The organism is Massilia aerilata, from assembly GCF_042656905.1.
GTDB lineage: Bacteria > Pseudomonadota > Gammaproteobacteria > Burkholderiales > Burkholderiaceae_D > Telluria > Telluria aerilata.
Map to the genome: position 1 here is coordinate 28,635 of NZ_JBHSMZ010000014.1, position 15,428 is coordinate 44,062.

Annotated in this window: 11 protein-coding genes; 1 reads left to right on the forward strand and 10 read right to left on the reverse strand. The window is 57.6% G+C overall.

Features of this window, described 5'->3' with window-relative positions:
* Positions 1-14: 14 nt before the first annotated feature.
* On the reverse strand, positions 15-1,388 hold the full coding sequence (locus ACFPO9_RS16920; RefSeq protein ID WP_379772434.1) for a hypothetical protein: 1,374 nt from the start codon (positions 1,386-1,388) through the stop codon (positions 15-17).
* Between the two features lie 181 nt (positions 1,389-1,569).
* Between ACFPO9_RS16920 and ACFPO9_RS16925 the strand changes: the two genes are divergently transcribed.
* The gene (locus tag ACFPO9_RS16925) at positions 1,570-2,613 is read left to right on the forward strand and encodes a CAP domain-containing protein (protein WP_379772436.1); all 1,044 of its coding nucleotides are present in this window, start codon (positions 1,570-1,572) and stop codon (positions 2,611-2,613) included.
* A 1,642-nt stretch (positions 2,614-4,255) separates the two neighbouring features.
* Here the strand turns inward: ACFPO9_RS16925 and ACFPO9_RS16930 are convergent.
* From ACFPO9_RS16930 to ACFPO9_RS16970, 9 genes are all read right to left on the reverse strand, one after another.
* Positions 4,256-5,665 carry a hypothetical protein gene (locus ACFPO9_RS16930; protein ID WP_379772438.1) on the reverse strand — a complete coding sequence of 470 codons (1,410 nt, stop codon included), beginning with the start codon at positions 5,663-5,665 and terminating at the stop codon, positions 4,256-4,258.
* Between the two features lie 79 nt (positions 5,666-5,744).
* Positions 5,745-6,320 (reverse strand): type 4 pilus major pilin, encoded by a 576-nt coding sequence (locus ACFPO9_RS16935; protein ID WP_379772440.1) that lies wholly within the window; start codon positions 6,318-6,320, stop codon positions 5,745-5,747.
* A gap of 22 nt (positions 6,321-6,342) precedes the next feature.
* Positions 6,343-7,443 carry a type II secretion system F family protein gene (locus ACFPO9_RS16940; RefSeq protein WP_379772443.1) on the reverse strand — a complete coding sequence of 367 codons (1,101 nt, stop codon included), beginning with the start codon at positions 7,441-7,443 and terminating at the stop codon, positions 6,343-6,345.
* A gap of 111 nt (positions 7,444-7,554) precedes the next feature.
* Positions 7,555-9,378, reverse strand: a complete 1,824-nt coding sequence (locus tag ACFPO9_RS16945) for a GspE/PulE family protein (protein WP_379772446.1) — start codon at positions 9,376-9,378, stop codon at positions 7,555-7,557.
* 52 nt (positions 9,379-9,430) lie between these two features.
* The gene (locus ACFPO9_RS16950; protein WP_379772448.1) at positions 9,431-9,874 is read right to left on the reverse strand and encodes a hypothetical protein; all 444 of its coding nucleotides are present in this window, start codon (positions 9,872-9,874) and stop codon (positions 9,431-9,433) included.
* An 11-nt stretch (positions 9,875-9,885) separates the two neighbouring features.
* Positions 9,886-11,169, reverse strand: coding sequence for a type 4b pilus protein PilO2 (gene pilO2, locus ACFPO9_RS16955; protein ID WP_379772451.1), 1,284 nt, complete (start codon positions 11,167-11,169; stop codon positions 9,886-9,888).
* 7 nt (positions 11,170-11,176) lie between these two features.
* Entirely contained in the window at positions 11,177-12,961 is a 1,785-nt protein-coding gene (locus ACFPO9_RS16960; RefSeq protein WP_379772453.1) for a hypothetical protein, read from the reverse strand.
* A gap of 3 nt (positions 12,962-12,964) precedes the next feature.
* A complete protein-coding gene (locus ACFPO9_RS16965; protein WP_379772455.1) occupies positions 12,965-13,756 on the reverse strand; it encodes a toxin co-regulated pilus biosynthesis Q family protein in 792 nt (263 codons plus the stop codon).
* Between the two features lie 204 nt (positions 13,757-13,960).
* Positions 13,961-15,427: a TraB/TrbI/VirB10 family type IV secretion system protein gene (locus tag ACFPO9_RS16970; protein ID WP_379772457.1), complete on the reverse strand. Its 1,467-nt coding sequence runs from the start codon at positions 15,425-15,427 to the stop codon at positions 13,961-13,963.
* Position 15,428 lies beyond the last annotated feature (1 nt).

Consider the following 15,428-nt stretch of genomic DNA (forward strand, 5'->3'; position numbering starts at 1 on the left):
GGCTCCTCCAGCGCTTATGGCACTGTCACCATGATGTTGACGACGGTACCGCTGGCGTCATGGATAGCGATCGTCGCCAGGCCGGCCTTCACACCTGTTGCAGTGAAAGTCGTTCCGGTTTGGGTCACGGTGATGACGTTGACGTCGCTACTCGTTACGCTGTACGGCGCGGCGCCGCCGGCAATGGTGTAGGTCGGGGAGGCACCAACCGCGACGGTGATCGATTCCGGGGCCGTCGAATACAGGGGCACAGTCGAAGGGGTACCTGGTACGGTTACGGAGATCTTCACAGATGTGCCAGTCGAGTCGAACACGACAACGTCTGCGAGGCCGGCGGCCGCACCCGCCATGCTCAGCGTGTTGCCGGTAACGCTCGCTTTCACCGCACTCGTGTTGCTGCTGGTCGCGGTGAACGGCCCGATCCCGCCCTGAATAATGTATGAAGGCGCTTCCCCTACTCCGATGGTGAGCGTCGACGGTGCTGTGGTGTACAGCGCAACGGCCGAATCCGCGGTCACATCGACGCTCACGACGATCAGTGCGCCTTTCGCGTCACGGACGTTGAGGGTGGTTCGCCCTGCCTGTCCTTTCGCGTTGACCTTCAAGGCGCCGCCGTCGACGGTCGCTTCGACGATGGAGGTGTTCGCGCTGGAAACGGTGTAAGGACCAAGGCCGCCCGCGATTTTGTAGGTGGCAGAAGCGTTGGCTGGCATTGTCAGACCGTCCGGTGCAGTGGTGTAGAGAGCGCCGGAATCGCTGCTGCCAGAAACGGTCAGCTCAAATTTCGTCGAAACCCCAGTCCGGTCGTAGACGACGATCGTCGACGTGCCAGGATTTGCGGCTGTCACCGAGAGAGTGTCGCTGCCTGTAGACAGGGCAACCACATTGGGGCTGCTTGCGACTGCCGTGAACGGGCCGACACCGCCGTTGATCTTGTACTGCGTGGTAGTGCCTGGGACGAGCGTCACGGAGGGCGGGGCTGCGACGGCCAAGCTGGAAACTGGATTGGTAGGGACGGTGACGTTGAGAACGACGTTGGCACCGGCCGAGTCGACCAACTGGATGACTGCGGTTCCCCCGGTATGAGCCGTGATGATGAGGCTGTTCTTTTCAATCTTGACGGTCACAACCTGTTCATTGCTGCTGGAAGCCTTGTAGCTCACAAAGCCCGCAGTACCGCCCCCGCCGCCAACCGTGTAGGTGCTACTGGTGCCTGCAGCGATGCTGAGCTGATTGGGTGCCGTCGTGTAGAGGCCCAAACCAGGCTTGTCGACAACGGTATTGCCGCTACCACCGCCGCCGCACGCGACCAGCGCTGCAGCCGCAATTACTGCTGCGGTCAACTGTGTGAAGCGCAGACGAGTGCTAGGAAAGACATTGGATTTCATGAGGATTTCGCTTTCATGGTGTGTTTGTTGCACTCTACCAATACTCGTTGCCGTGACTACGCTGAAAGCGAATCTCAAATTGACAGGATTTCTCGCGACAATCTCAGCTTGCGTCGTAGGTTTCATGCGATATCATGGATTTATGTTTCGGATCGGAAATAAATTTCTTCTCAAGGACACTATGAAAAACGTTAATCGCACCCTCTTCGCAACCGCAATCGCTATCTTCGTTACCGCCTGCGGCGGCGGCGGCGGTTCCACGTCGGGCTCTCCTGTTGCTACGACGCCGACCACCCCGGCTACTCCGACCACGCCGGCAGTCGTCCCGGGCCAACTCCAAACCAGTGTTCCGGCTCTCACATACGCAGCCGGCAGTGAAGAGTTCGTTTTCGTCACTGCATTCAACGACTTCCGCCAGAAGATGGGCCTGGGTCTGCTGGCGCAGAATGCTGCGCTGGATAAGTCGGCTCAGAATCACCTGCAGTATGTACTGGCTAACGACGTTAACAATGGCGGCACCGTGAACATGAACACTACCGACGCTGCTACTGGCTTGCCGACGTTTCACGTCGAGGCCGCTGCGAATGCCTACTTCACTGGCACCGTCCCGTTCGATCGTGCGAAGGCTGTCGGCTATGCAGCGACCTACGTTGCCGAGCAAGGCACATTTGGTGGTGGCAAGGGCGCAGCAGTTGCATTCGAATCGCTGGTGCGTACGGTCTACCACCGCGCTGGTCTGCTGTTCCAAGGCCCGACTGACGTCGGCATCGCGGTCGGTAAAGATCGTTCGCAGACGTTCGTTATCGAGTATGGCAACGTGAAAGCCCAATCGAATGCAAGCGACTACTTGGGCGCATATCCAGCGGATAGCCAAACTGGTGTGGGCTTGTTTGCCGGCGTGGAGAATCCGAACCCGTTCCCCGATCTCTCCACCAGTAATGCTGACTTTCCTACTAAGACCGGCTATCCGGTGAGTGTGGTAGCGAAGGAATTTGCGACGCTGGAAGTTATCACCTTCACCCTGACGGAAGCCAGTGGCAGCACTCCCCTCGATGCACGGCTGATGACTAAAGATAATGATCCAAACAAGTTCTTGGGTTCGAACATCGCGTTCCTCGTCGCCAAAGCGCCATTGAAGCCGAATACTACCTATACCGTGGCGTTCTCTGGCCGGGTGAATAACGCGCTTGTTACCAAGACTTGGAAGTTCACCACCGGCAACTGATCGACTGGACCGCGGCTATTGCCCGGTCTTTCTAACTCTAACGCCTGGCATAGCCAGGCTTTTTTTCGGGCATCCAACGATGCCAGCGAATTTCAAAAAATTGTTCGGAAAAAATTAGCCCGCTTAAACGCGGGCCATAAAGTTAGTTTGTCGCGTCAGCGCAAAGGATGTGCTACCGCGACTCTTGCTGTACTACCAGGTACAAGGTCCCTTATTATCAAAGTAGGTATCGGTTTCGACGGAACCATCGGAACAGGTTCGGGTCTTCTCATGCTGTTGCATTTCTGCCCACCAACACGAGTTTAACTTGTTGTCTTCATACTGCCAGGGGCCACACGTGACGGTGGGCTGTGGTTGAGGTGGTGGTATGGGGACCGGTGGAGTGCAGGTCGGGTAATCATTGCCGCCGTTGGCGCAGCCACATCCACTCGTATCCGTAGACGTGGAAGAACCGCTAGGACACAATTGGTTTGTCGTAATGTATTTCGTACCGGTATAGCTAGATCCACATGCGGTACTCGACGTCGAAGACGTTTGTGTGCACGCCGGAGTGGGTGGCGTGGTTGGCTCGGTTGGCGTCGTTGGCTCGGTCGGCGTGGTTGGCGTGGTTGGCTCAGTTGGCGACGTAGGCGTTGTAGGCGGTGGTGCCGAAGTAGACGAGCAGCTTTCTTCATGCCAGTCGCTATAGTAGGACGCTGGTGGGCCGCTCGCACCACTAGGGCAGTACGTAGTTAATCCGCGCCATTTCGTGCCAGAGCCAGAATCGCACGCTGCTTCCTCATAAACAGTGCCCGGAGTACAGCCAGTCGAAGGGGGCGGAGTATAAACATCACATTCGGAATCATTCCAATATCGTCCTTTTACAGGGGCTCCATACGGGCCACTCGGACACGAAACCGTTAGGTGCTGATGACGATTTCCTGGACTGTCGGGACATGCTAGGATATAGCCGTTCGTCACGTCAGATTCGACACAGGTTGGCGCCGGCGGAACGCAGCTTGTGCCATTCCAGACTTGGCCGCCGCTACAACCGCACGAGATACCATCGCCTTGCAGCACTTGCCCGGATGGACAGGTGTTTTGCTCGCAGCTCGGGTTACCCATCGCATCATGCTTTAGCGACGTACCCCATGGGCAGGATGGATCGTCCATGACGCAATGCGCAATGCTGGAACCGAGCAGGCTCCAATGTGCTCCACTAGGACAGTTCTGCGCTACTGGCGCGACAGCACAGGCATCTGGCATCAGGGCGCATCTGTTGGTGTTATTGACTGCACGGGGAGGCGCAGGCGCAGGAATACAACCGCTTGTGTCGTAATCTGGCGACTCCGTAATGATTCCGCTCGGGCAAACCTTCGTGGCCGTTCTAAATTTTGATCCAATGAGGCCCGGTCCACAAACGGTAATTGTAGACTCGATAGCCATTTTGTAGGGGATACATATCGCACTGGGGACTGTCTGCGCGGACGCGTTCGCGGCCGTGCACAAGGCGAACAGTGCAAGGACTTTTCCTAATATCTTCAAGGAGACTCCCTTTGAAATTCGAGGGTTAATATGGGGCCGCCCCAAATAGTCGGGCCGGCCGATGCTCTGCGTCAATTTATATCGCTTTTCGCGGGGTTCGCTCGACAATCCTTAAGCGTTAATACACGCATTCCACTTTCATAATGGCCGAGACTGAGTAGTTGTTTGCCGTGAACTCAGCGCCAGTGTTGTCTTTTACTTTGATTTTCACAGTCCACGTCGAGCCGTTATCAATGGCGGTAACATACATTGCCTGGCGAGGAGGCGTGACGGAGACATCCACAACGGTTTGGGTAAGAAGGAATTTGTAGGCTGCCGTCCCGCCGGTATCACACGTAGGCTTGGCCACCGCCGTGCCATCAGTTACCGACCTGAGGTAAAGCTCTACGCTCTTGCCGAGCAGGCTCAGCAGCTTGATGTAGCTACCGTTTTTGCACACTAGCTGTTCTTTCGTGAAACTCACGGCCAGTCTGCCATCCGGTGTACATGCGCTATTTGGCATTACCGTAGTGTTGATCGAACTCCAGACGAACCCGTTGCATACGTATGAAATTCCGGTCGCGTCGCTACCGAGCTGACCTGGCGACGAGCATGGGACGCCCTCCCCAACACCAGGAATGGCGCTACCTATCTTTTGCCATATACCGCCTGCGCAAATGGCCATTGAGTCGCCGTTCGGGGTTTTACGCACGATCTGATCAGGACCGCAGGCGCTGCCAGGTGTTGCACTCACGCCGATCATTGTGAGCGAGCCAGTGACGTCGACATTTTTGGCTGTGACGCCGCCGGCTACCTGTAAGTCGTTCACGTTCTTAATGTCATTGTTATTGGCGTCCATTGCACCGGTGAGAGCCTTACTGCCGTCTAGCCGGTAGTACGGACTCAACAAACTAGAGAGGCCTGAACCATTGCCTACGCGAATCCCAAGGACTCCTGCGCTATTCACGGGGTTGCCGTAACTTGCCCCGCCTGGGAAGCGAAGCAGGCCAGGCGCTTCTACAAAGGACATCGCACCGTCTGGGCCTAAGGAGTTGTACGCCTTCGCGAGCACGTCGATACGCACGTTACCGCTCGGATCTTTGTAGTTCGTTGTTGAATAGGCAATGCCAGTGATCACACAGCCTGCTCCGCTTGGGCAAGCTGGGGTTTTTACCAACCATACGGCGAACGAAAGACCGAGCGCGGATGTTTGGCCGAACGAAGGGTCCAGGTAGTATTTATTCGCTTTAAGCTCAGTGATCGTCGGCCGCATTGGATCCGTAAAGCCGGTGATTGCATTACCGGTTTTCAGCGCCACCGCATTTTCCTCGATATAGCGATTCACCCCCCCCTGAAGCTCCTTCAAGTAGTCGCTGGTCGATTCCGCGTTTAGCTGGTCGACGGAATCAACGATCTTGCTGAAGGTGCCCGCCAGCAGGATAGTGGAAATAATCAGGACCAGCCCCAGCTCCAAGAGCAAGTAGCCATGCTGACGAGTGCGAAGTTTCGTTCGGAGTGGTCGTGACGCGTTGAGGGAGTTACGCAACATCGATGAGTCTCGTGTGGGTTCAGGGTGCGAACGCCCCCGGGAGGAAGTCCGGGTCGCAAGGCGGCCCGGGGCTCGGTGATTACTGGACCTGCAAGGTGATGGTGTTATTGTCGGCCGAGCAGGTGATTTTCGATGGATCAGGCACGGCGCCTGCAGCTTTCACCTTGTTCGCGCCAACATCCAGCGTCGTCGAGGTCTTCACCATCGCAGTTACGAACGGTTGGCATGCTGCATCCGGCATCTGAGTGATAACGTATTTCACGCTGTCGTTCGCTGTGGTTACGGTGCCCGGCGATACGGTCAGGGTGCCGCCGCCCATAGCAGTAGTGACGACGCCAGCAGTATTTGTCAGGGCCGAATAACCACTGAAGAAGCCGCCAGTGTTCAGCTTCGTGTTGCTCACGCTCCCGTACTGTCCGGAATAAGCACTCTTGACCTTACCGATCAGCATGCTCATGTCGGTCGCAAGCTGGTTGGCTTGAGAACTCGTGTTGTTGCTCGAGAAGTAAGACACTGCGGCTGCCACGGCGCCGAGGGCGATGATGAGCACCAGGCTCATCTCGACCATGGACATACCGGCCTCCTTGGCGCGACGGGCGATTGTCCGCTTTCGTTGCGCCGATTTCATTGGATTGGTTGGGGTCATCTCTTTCATGGTTTTTCCTATCTGGTTGGGATTAATGAAGCATTGCTTTCATTGTTACTGCGGTTTTAAAAGCCTCGACGAGGCCGATCGTGCCGGCATAAACGCCGAGCATTGTCGCGAGGCATAGCCCCATCAGGACGATCCGTATGGTGCTCGCGTTCGCCTTGATTTCTTGCGGAGCTGTTTTGAGGATGATTTCTCCGATTTTCTTCAACATCACAGGCACGTCGGCGTAATCCGAGATGTCGAGAATTCGGAAATACGTCGTCTGGTTGGCTATCCCTGTGTTAAAAATTTCACCTTTCCCATTTGGCATTGCGGCGAGGTTGTCGAGGATCTTGGTCGTTTGCCAGCGAAGCCATGGGTAAGCGTTCTGTCTCGTTTGAACCAACGCATCGTGCAGCTGCACAGTGTTGTTGTTGCGAGCCGTAGTAATCATCCCGACCGTCGCAAAGAAAGCTGCCGAGTTGAAGTCTCGGGCCATCTGGAATGGAAGAAAGTGATCGTCAAGCCAGCGCCGATGTTTGCCCACGTAGAATTTCAGTCCCCACAGGACAGCACCAATCCCACCGAACACCAGGATGAGCCATGCCCACCACCAGTGGCGAATAAACTCCGCACCACCAAAGAGAATTGCTCCGATTAGTCCGAGTTGCGCGAAGTCGACTCGCGCCGCATGAACTGCATATTCGAGCTTGGGCATGACGACAAAGGACTGGACTCCTAAGTAGGCATGGAATACAAAAACCATGACAAGCGCAGAAACCATTAGTTTGCTGATTTCTTTTCGCGTCTCCTGCATCGCAAGGATGTTGGTACCGAGCTTTTCTAACCCAAGGCGAAGGTCACCGGTATGTTCCGATGCAGCGAGTGCCGTTAAGTCCTCGTCTGGGATCGTGCCCCGGAGCGCTTCGGTAAAGGTGCCGACCTGCGCAAACCGCTCCAGCCAATAGCGGCACAGAATACCAACCGAGTTCCTTTTGTACCGCTCGGCGTAACGCGCAAGGATCTTCGTAATGGATTCGCCTGGACTGGCTTCCATGACGCTGGCCAAGTCCAAATAAAAGTTGCCCCTCTTACCTTTGAAATCGAACGCCGCGTTTTTAATTGTGAAGTTGAGGGCCTGCGCCATTTTTCTATCCTGTCCCTGTCGGGCCGCTGGTGCAGCCCGACGCAATGGAGCAACTATAAAATCAGTAGCTCTCGGTTATTGCTCAAAAGCACATGTGGTTTTGGAAGGACTTCAATGACGACGCAGACGCGCTGCGCCTCGCAAGGCAAAGCTGCCGAGGCGCTTCTTCCGCGAAGCGATTCCGCCCTCGTTCCCGAATTCGCGCTCGTACTGCTCAAACGTGCCGAATTTGCGTTCGACTTCTTTCGGGTCAAGATGGCCGTGCGAGACGTGATACATCGCCACCTCCAAGGCGTTCTTGCCGGTGGAATCAGGCTCGTCGAAACGTGCGATGCGCTGGCTGCGGATATAACGTCTGAGTTCGAGGTTCTTGCCGTCGCGGAACATGAGCAGCATTTTTTCCGTCGGTTCGATCATTTCGGCGACCATCAAGCGCCCCTTGGTGCCCGCAAGTTCCGGAAGGTCTTTGCGCAGGCATACCTCGCAGCCTTCCCGATTTTCTGCTTTGATCCGGCTGCGATCGATCTGGAAGAGGCGCTCGATACGTTCAAGGTACTCGGCGTCATAGACCTCAGCTGCGTGCTTTTTGCAGGAGCACAGCTTCGGCACAAGCGCTTGATATACAAGTAGCGTCAGGAAGCCAGGGGTGGCAATTACGTCGCGCGGAATACCCAGCTCGTTCGAGGACAGGCGCAGCGTTATGATGTCCGTGGCCGATGGCGCGTGGATCGTCGAAAACGCCCGGTGGCCGGATTCGGCGATGTCCCGGAACAGCGCGGCACTCTCCTTGTCGCGAATCTCCTGAATCATCACGACGTCAGGATCCATTCGTTTCGTTTGGCGCTTTGCGGCTATGAACGGATCGTCGGCGTCGCTCGTCAGGGAACGTGATACGGAGAATTGGTCTGAGTTCGGGATGAGATTTTCGACCGGGTCCTCGATCGTCATGATTTCCATCCAGTCCGGCATGGTCGCGAGGACTGACTGCAGTGAGGTAGACTTACCCGAGTTCACCACCCCGCTGATGAGAATTCCGCCCCCCAGGCGGGAGATGGCGCGGGACCAGATCGAAAGCTGCGGTGGCAGGTAGCCCAGCTGGGTCAGCGTGCGAATGTTCTCTTCCGTGTCCTGCACAATCACCCGCATAACGACCTTTGTTCCCCTGGCCGTTTTGTTCGACGCCCAGCGGAACTGGACCTTTACTCCATTGATGGTCGCAGCCACCTGGCACTGTTGCGGCGCGTTTTCGTTGAAGATGTTCTCGCTGCCCGACTGCCCGTGAATGTTGTAGACGTAGGCGGTCATGTCCAGCAGGCGGTCGGTGGCAATCGCAAACTCGCGTGGCTTCGTCAACCGGCCGTCGATACGGAACATGATCTGCGAGTTCGCCTGCGTGCGGTTGATCCTGATGTGAATGTCGGACGCGCCATTGTCGAGCGCGAATCTCGCTGCACTCTGGAAGAGGCCCCAAAGGGCGCTGTCCTGTTTCTTGGACTCGAGGCCTTTGCCGGTTTTGCGATTCGCGTTGATACCGTCGCGGGCCAGCTCGTCCATGACGGATGGCGAAGCGATGTAGTACCCCGTCTCGGCGATCTTCCAGCCCTTCTCTTGGAGCCCTGCCACGAGCGCATCAGCAATGTCTGAATTGCGCTCGCTCTGGAGCAGCACAACGGCAAACCGCTTAGGCTCGGATTCGGTGCTTACATCGATCGGGCACACACGATGTTTCAGGGACAGCGCCAGCGCCACGACATCGTAGAGCTTTCGGGAAAACACCGGCAAATCGTCAGGATGTTCGACCGTCACTGTATGGTCGGCATAGGTACTGATCGGCGTCACGGTAGCGAGCCCTGCTGTCTGCACCGGCGCCAGAGCGGAAGACGCGGCCGCCGGCGGCTGGGTGTTGGATGGTTCGGATTTTGGCCAAGGGAACATGGTGTGCTTTCTCTACGAGGTCGATTCGGTCGCCGCTTGTCGCTACGGGAAATCAGTGCGCGGCGAGTGGCGCGAACAAAGTAACTTTTTGCGGCTCAGCCGCCCGTGACTTCTTGCCGACTTTCTTCGGCGCGACCAGCTTGCTCAGCACGATGCCCTCTGGCGTGATCGCAGTGACCGTGTATTCCTGGACCGGTGAGCCATTCCGGACGGTGTAGGTCCTTCCACCGATCGAAAGCTGGCCTTCATAGAAGGTGGCGCTCGTGCCGTAGACGGCGAGGGTTTCGGTCGGGTACACGATCTTCGGAGCCCGAGGCGTGATCACGATCGGCGGTGCCGGCGGCGCGTTCGGATTTGGCTTCGACAGTTCATCCGTCATCTTCTTGACCATGATTCGTTCTTCCAGGTCAAGGACGTCGCCTACCCTCACCTGATCTTGCGCGAGCGCGGCGGACGAGATGGCAAAAAACGAAAGGAGGAAAAAGAAGCGCTTCATTGTTTTAGAGGTCAGTTAGGTTTCGAGAAGATCCGGCCAGATACGGTGGCCATCGCCATCGACTGCTGGAGGTCATAAGCGGGCTTGTCGCCGAAGATCACAACGATCTTCGAAATGGTGGCGTACGAGGGGAAACTGGCCAGACCCTTCAAGCTACGGACCGGCCCCGCGAATTCCCAGTTTGCTGCGCCGACGGGAGGCGTCGTCAGCTCTCCGACAACAGCGTTTGCAGGTACTGCGAAGGGCTGGTGGTCTTCGAGCTTGCGCTTGCCGAATTTCGCGAGCCGCTGCAGTTCCGAGCCAAATTCGATAGTTTCATCTCGCCGCGCCTTGGCCGCGTCGATGGCTTTGCCCTGCTCCACCAGCGCACTCGACTTGTACTGTTTCGTCGCCTTGATGATGTCGCCAGCAAACTCAACGCTGTCGAATGTTTTACCCGCCGCGTCGACGAAGGTCTTGTATGTTGCCGCGCTCTCCTGGTGACGCGAGTACTCGAACGTGCAGACAAACTGCTTCTCGATCGCCACATTGCATGTAGCTTTGCCGAGAGGCCAGCCGCCCATGGATAGGCCCAATCCACGTATTGGCGTGAGGATTTCCGCTACCGCTCGCGCCGGTAGCGCCGCGTCGTTTCGTCGTGCGGCCAGTTCCTCAGTGTAGAGAGTTTGCGAGGATTTCTGCGCCGCCAATGCGAGACGCTGCGCTTCGGCCGTACGGTACTGGTTGTACATGTGAACCAGGTAGGCGCCGCCGGCGATAACTGCCGAGCCGACGAGGACGGCAGCCATCGGATTGACGAGAGCACTTTTTACACGGCGCAGCTGCGCAGTGTTGTCGATGCTCCCCACAATATCTGCCATCGTGGCGGGTTCAATGCCCGGAACCTTGGCGTCGCCATAAATCTTGAAGGAGGCAGCACCACACAGTTCCTTGAATGCCTTGAGCAGCGCATCGAGGGCTTCCCTGTCCGGGGCGATGGTGTCGAACCCGCTGCGTGGCCGACCCTGGTGCAAGCCGCATGCGATGAAGGTGCCATCCGGGACTTCCAAGATGAGCATCAGGTTCGGCACGTCATGGTAGCGATGCTGCAGCACGATAGCGCCGGAATACAGCGGCTTCCTCAACTTCTCTTCGCGGTCCACGGCTTTGAGCACGCCGTAGTAGAAAGTCTTATCCTGCGTCCATACATATGGCGACTTGGCGGCTCGGGCCTTTCTATGCACATCGGCTTCGGACAACAGTGCTTCCCACTGCATGCCGAAGACGAGGCGCTTGCCACTTACGTCAAAAATCATCGCCGCCTCAGTCGTTGGTGCCGTCGACGACTTCCGCCGTCAGCAGGACGATGGTCGTGGACCGGCTTTCGGCCGCGCGCAGCCCGCCGCCAGCGATAACCGGAAGGTGCGCGCCGAGAGTGCGCTTGTCGTACTGGTTCGACTTGGTATCGAAGCCGGTCAGCAGAATCGTCTGGCCATTGCGAATCGGGACCACCTGCGACGAGCCTTCTCCATCCTTGTTCGGGAGTTGGACTGACTGGGCGTTGGCGCCGCTGCCCGAGGTGAAGGTTTCAAGGCTTTTGAGCGTGCTTTGGTCGAGCGAAATGTTGACCGTGACGGTATCGCGGTTGACTTCGGGGACCAAGAAAAGCTTGAGCCCGACCGTGTCCTGCGCCGTCGTAATGCCTGGCGTGCCGCCCGTGCCCCCCGTCGTCGCAGCAGCGGGGGTTGTGGATGCCACATAGGAGAAGGTATTGCGCACGGTGTAGGTGACGCCACGGCGGTTACGGGTGGACAGCGGGATCTCGTTGGAGACATCGACGTCGCCGATATCTTGCAGCGCCGTGATCATTGCGCGGCTGCCCGCGGCCGATCCCGAGAAGACCTGCGCGCCGATCGCGCCGGCGCTGTTCGAGTTAATCCCGGTCGGCGTGCCGAACGACATGCGGAAGTCGGGTAGATTTTGTAGGGCACGTGCGACAACGACCGACATGTCGACGCCGGCCTCGCCGCTGGTCTTCGAGCTGACCTTGATGGTTTGCATGCGCATGCGGACAATGCGCGACAGCGACTTGATACCGTTCCTGATAATTTCATCGGCTGCATCGACAGCATCAGGGGTATCGGTGAGCGTGATTGCACCGGTAGCCGGGTTCGCGAACGCTTGACCCGAGCGGGTCATGATTGTCTCCAGGCTGTCGCGCATCGAGTTCAGTTCGACCAGGTCCTTCAACTCGTCGCCAACAGGCGAAGTAGTGTTCCGATTGGTCACGACGTTTTGGTTCGTCGAGTTAGTCGTCTCGCCTTCGAGCGCGGACTTATAACTCGCCTTGGACACCATGAATGGCGTTTCCCAGGTCTTCGTGATCATCCGATAGAAGCGAATGCTGTTCGATGCCGAGTCATACTTCCATTTGATCCCCAGCTTCGTGGCGATGATATCGAGCACCTGCGACAACGGCGCATTCACACGCGGGAAGTCGAAGCCGTTCGCTGACTCGGGCGGACGGTGGCCTTTGCCTGCGCCACCAGTTGCGACAGGCGCCGCGGCCGGCGCCTTCCCGTACGCGGATGGCAGCGGTAGCGGAATTGGCGCAACGTTGGCTGCGACAGGCATCCCGACCGGCATCGCCGCGAAGGCTGACTGGCCGTTATTGGTGGCACTGCCAGTGTTCGCGTCCTTGACTGCTTTGCGCTGGAGCGCGGCGCTATCTAGGTAGACGTCAGGGTGGATCGTGACGACCATCCCGGTGGCCAGCATGATGCGCTCAGCTGCGGCGCTGAGGCTGACCCAGCTGTCGCCATCGAACATCATCGCGGTCTTCACATCCTTTTGAAGCGCAGGCGGGAGCGCTACCGAACGGGCGAGCGGGACCGATTTGCCGACAATCCAAGGAGCGTCGACTTCTTGGGACTTTTCGTATGCAGCTTTGGACGTAGTCGGTGCAGTCGCTTGCGCGAGGGTCAGATCGGCGCTTGCCCTGGCCGTGGTGATGCTCGCTTTGGTATTACTCGTAAGCTGGGTAGATACGCAACCAGTGGCGAGCAGCGCGGTCGAGAGGACCGAAAGATAGAGGACAGGCTTTTTCATGATTTACTCGTTGGGGTTGCACTTCGTCGTCTTACGAACGACACGGATGACGTTGTTGCTGTAAAAGCACGGCTTGGCCGGAAGGTCGCCAAATTCCGTCGCAGCCAGCAGCCGACGTACCGCCGAGCGAAAATCGTTTTCTTTTGCATCGGCCATGTTGATCGGGATGTCACGGTCCATATCCCATACGGCGGACCAGCCGACAACCTTTGCCCAGCTGTCGATCACGGTACGCAAGTCGTGTTGGCCGGGAGTCACTTGGTACACCATGACGTCTGAAGCAGTTATGTACTTGGCCTTCTCTGCCGCTGCAGGCGGCACATGCGAAGCGCTCAACGCGCCAGTCGCCTTCTTAGAGGCCGGGCCATTGGCGGCCGTCGTCGTCGGTGTTGGGGTAGCGACGCGGGCGGGAACCTTAGAAGTCAGTTCCGCAAGTTCATCCTTCAAGCGCTTGAGCTCGGAGCTAACCGTCGCTGGCTCAGCTTTCGGTACAAGAGCTGGTTTCGGTGCCGGTGGCACGCCCCGCACAACGGTAATTGGCTTGCCGTTCATGAAACCGCGGATCTGCTGCGGGACCCCGTTCACGATAAACCGCTCACCCTCTGCTGTTGCTCCAGTGACCACCAGGCCAGGGATCGATTCGAGATAGGTATTGTGACCGTCGTTGTAGACATCGAACTTTTGCTGGGCTGCGAGCTCAGTCACGTAGTAGCTGCGATCAGCTTGCGCAGCCGAGGCAGAAAAACACATGGCTACTGCAAGCGTCAGGATGGCGGCGAAAGGTAATAGTTTCATTTTTGGACGTTAGGTTGTGCGACTAAATTGTCAGCCAAATCATGTGTTGCCTGACATCAATATCGAGCCGATTTAATTCAGGATTCGCACGTTTATGAAGGCGAAAGACAAAAACATGACCCCGTTTTTGCCGAGCTCATAGCCGTGATCTTTTTGTATTCAATGAGTTACAAGGCATACCCTGGGGACACTGTGTCCGTCATTTCAAGGCCGATAAGGGACCATTGCTATGTCCTGGGCGACCATGAAAATGAACTCTTCGCCTTCCCGCAGGCTGAGCGTTGGCGGGATCTGCCGGTTCCTTTCGAGTAGCGTCTTAAGCACTTCGTTGAGCGACATAGCGAAGACTGAGCCGGCCGTGCCGCCACCGCCAGCTTGGCCGGACAAGTTCTGCAGCGTGCTGACAGTCGTATCCGATCGTGGTAATAAGAGCGTCGACGCTCCCAGGACGAGGCTGCTTCCAAACATTTTCATGAAGTGATTGTTCACGTCCGCTTCTACGCCAGACATGCCAGTCATATCCGCAGCGCTTGCGCCAGAGAGCGAAACCCAGCTACCGTTGGGGAGGATGAGGCGGTTCATCGCCATGAGCAGGCGCTCCTGCCCGACCACGACCTGGCTGCTATACACACCGACCAGCTGGCTACCCTTCGGAATGACGACGAACCGTTGCTTGCTGTCGTAAACGTCCGAGGTAACGCGGGCAAGCACGCGGCCCGGCAGATCGCTGTTGACCCGCGTCAGGAGGACCGCGCGGATCACATGGCCTTCGTTGACGATAGTTGAAGCTTGCGGCGCCATCTGGCGTGTCAGGATGGGGGCGCTGTTCGCAGCTGCAGCATTCGCGGCCAAGAACTCTTCGTTTGCGCCTTTGCTCTTGACCGGCTCTTTAGGGCCCATCGCAGCCAGAAGACGTTCCTGCATTGCCTGTTGCGAGCGCTCCGATTCGCTTCGGGTGGCGTCGGCGATGTCGGCTTGCAGGCCAGCCAGTACTGACGGTTGGGCAGCTTCACTGCTCGTTTGGCCCATGAGCTTGACCTTCGTCACCTCAATCGCCGAGGCGCGAATCTCTTCTTGTCTCGCAACTGCTGCTGCGTATGCTTGAGCTGCGCGCTCAGATGCCTTGTCGTCCACATGTGAGGCCGGAGTCGGATACGGTGCCTGGGAGGCGCCAGAGTAGTTCGGCGGCAGAGGTGGCCGTGCCGAAGCTGGCGTATAAGAGCTGCTTTCCTGGCTTGTAGCGCCCATGCTTGGACGCGCCGCTACCGAAGACGACGCCGGGCTCTCAGCGGTAGCGACTGCCGGTCCTTGGGCCGGCACGTAGCTGGGCATGACCGGAACGACGACAGGTGGCTTTTTCGCTGCTTCCTCTCGCATCCTTTTAATCGTCGCGGAGGTCTCGTCAGCCTGGCGAGCAGTGTCGACTTCGACCGGCCCAGTCGTTGCGCGACGCGCTGCCGTATGGTCATCCGGCATGAAGAACCAGATTCCAACAGCTAAGCCCATCAGGGGCATTGCCCACTTGCCAGCGCTCTTGAGCAAGGTGCGCGGCGGGTTTCCGGCTGACACATCGCCTGCAGCTTCGACATGGTCGGCTGCAACGATGTTTTCTGGTTCCGCACGGTCCTCCGGATCGATCGGCGGAAGGTTAGCAAACGGATCTTTCGCCATC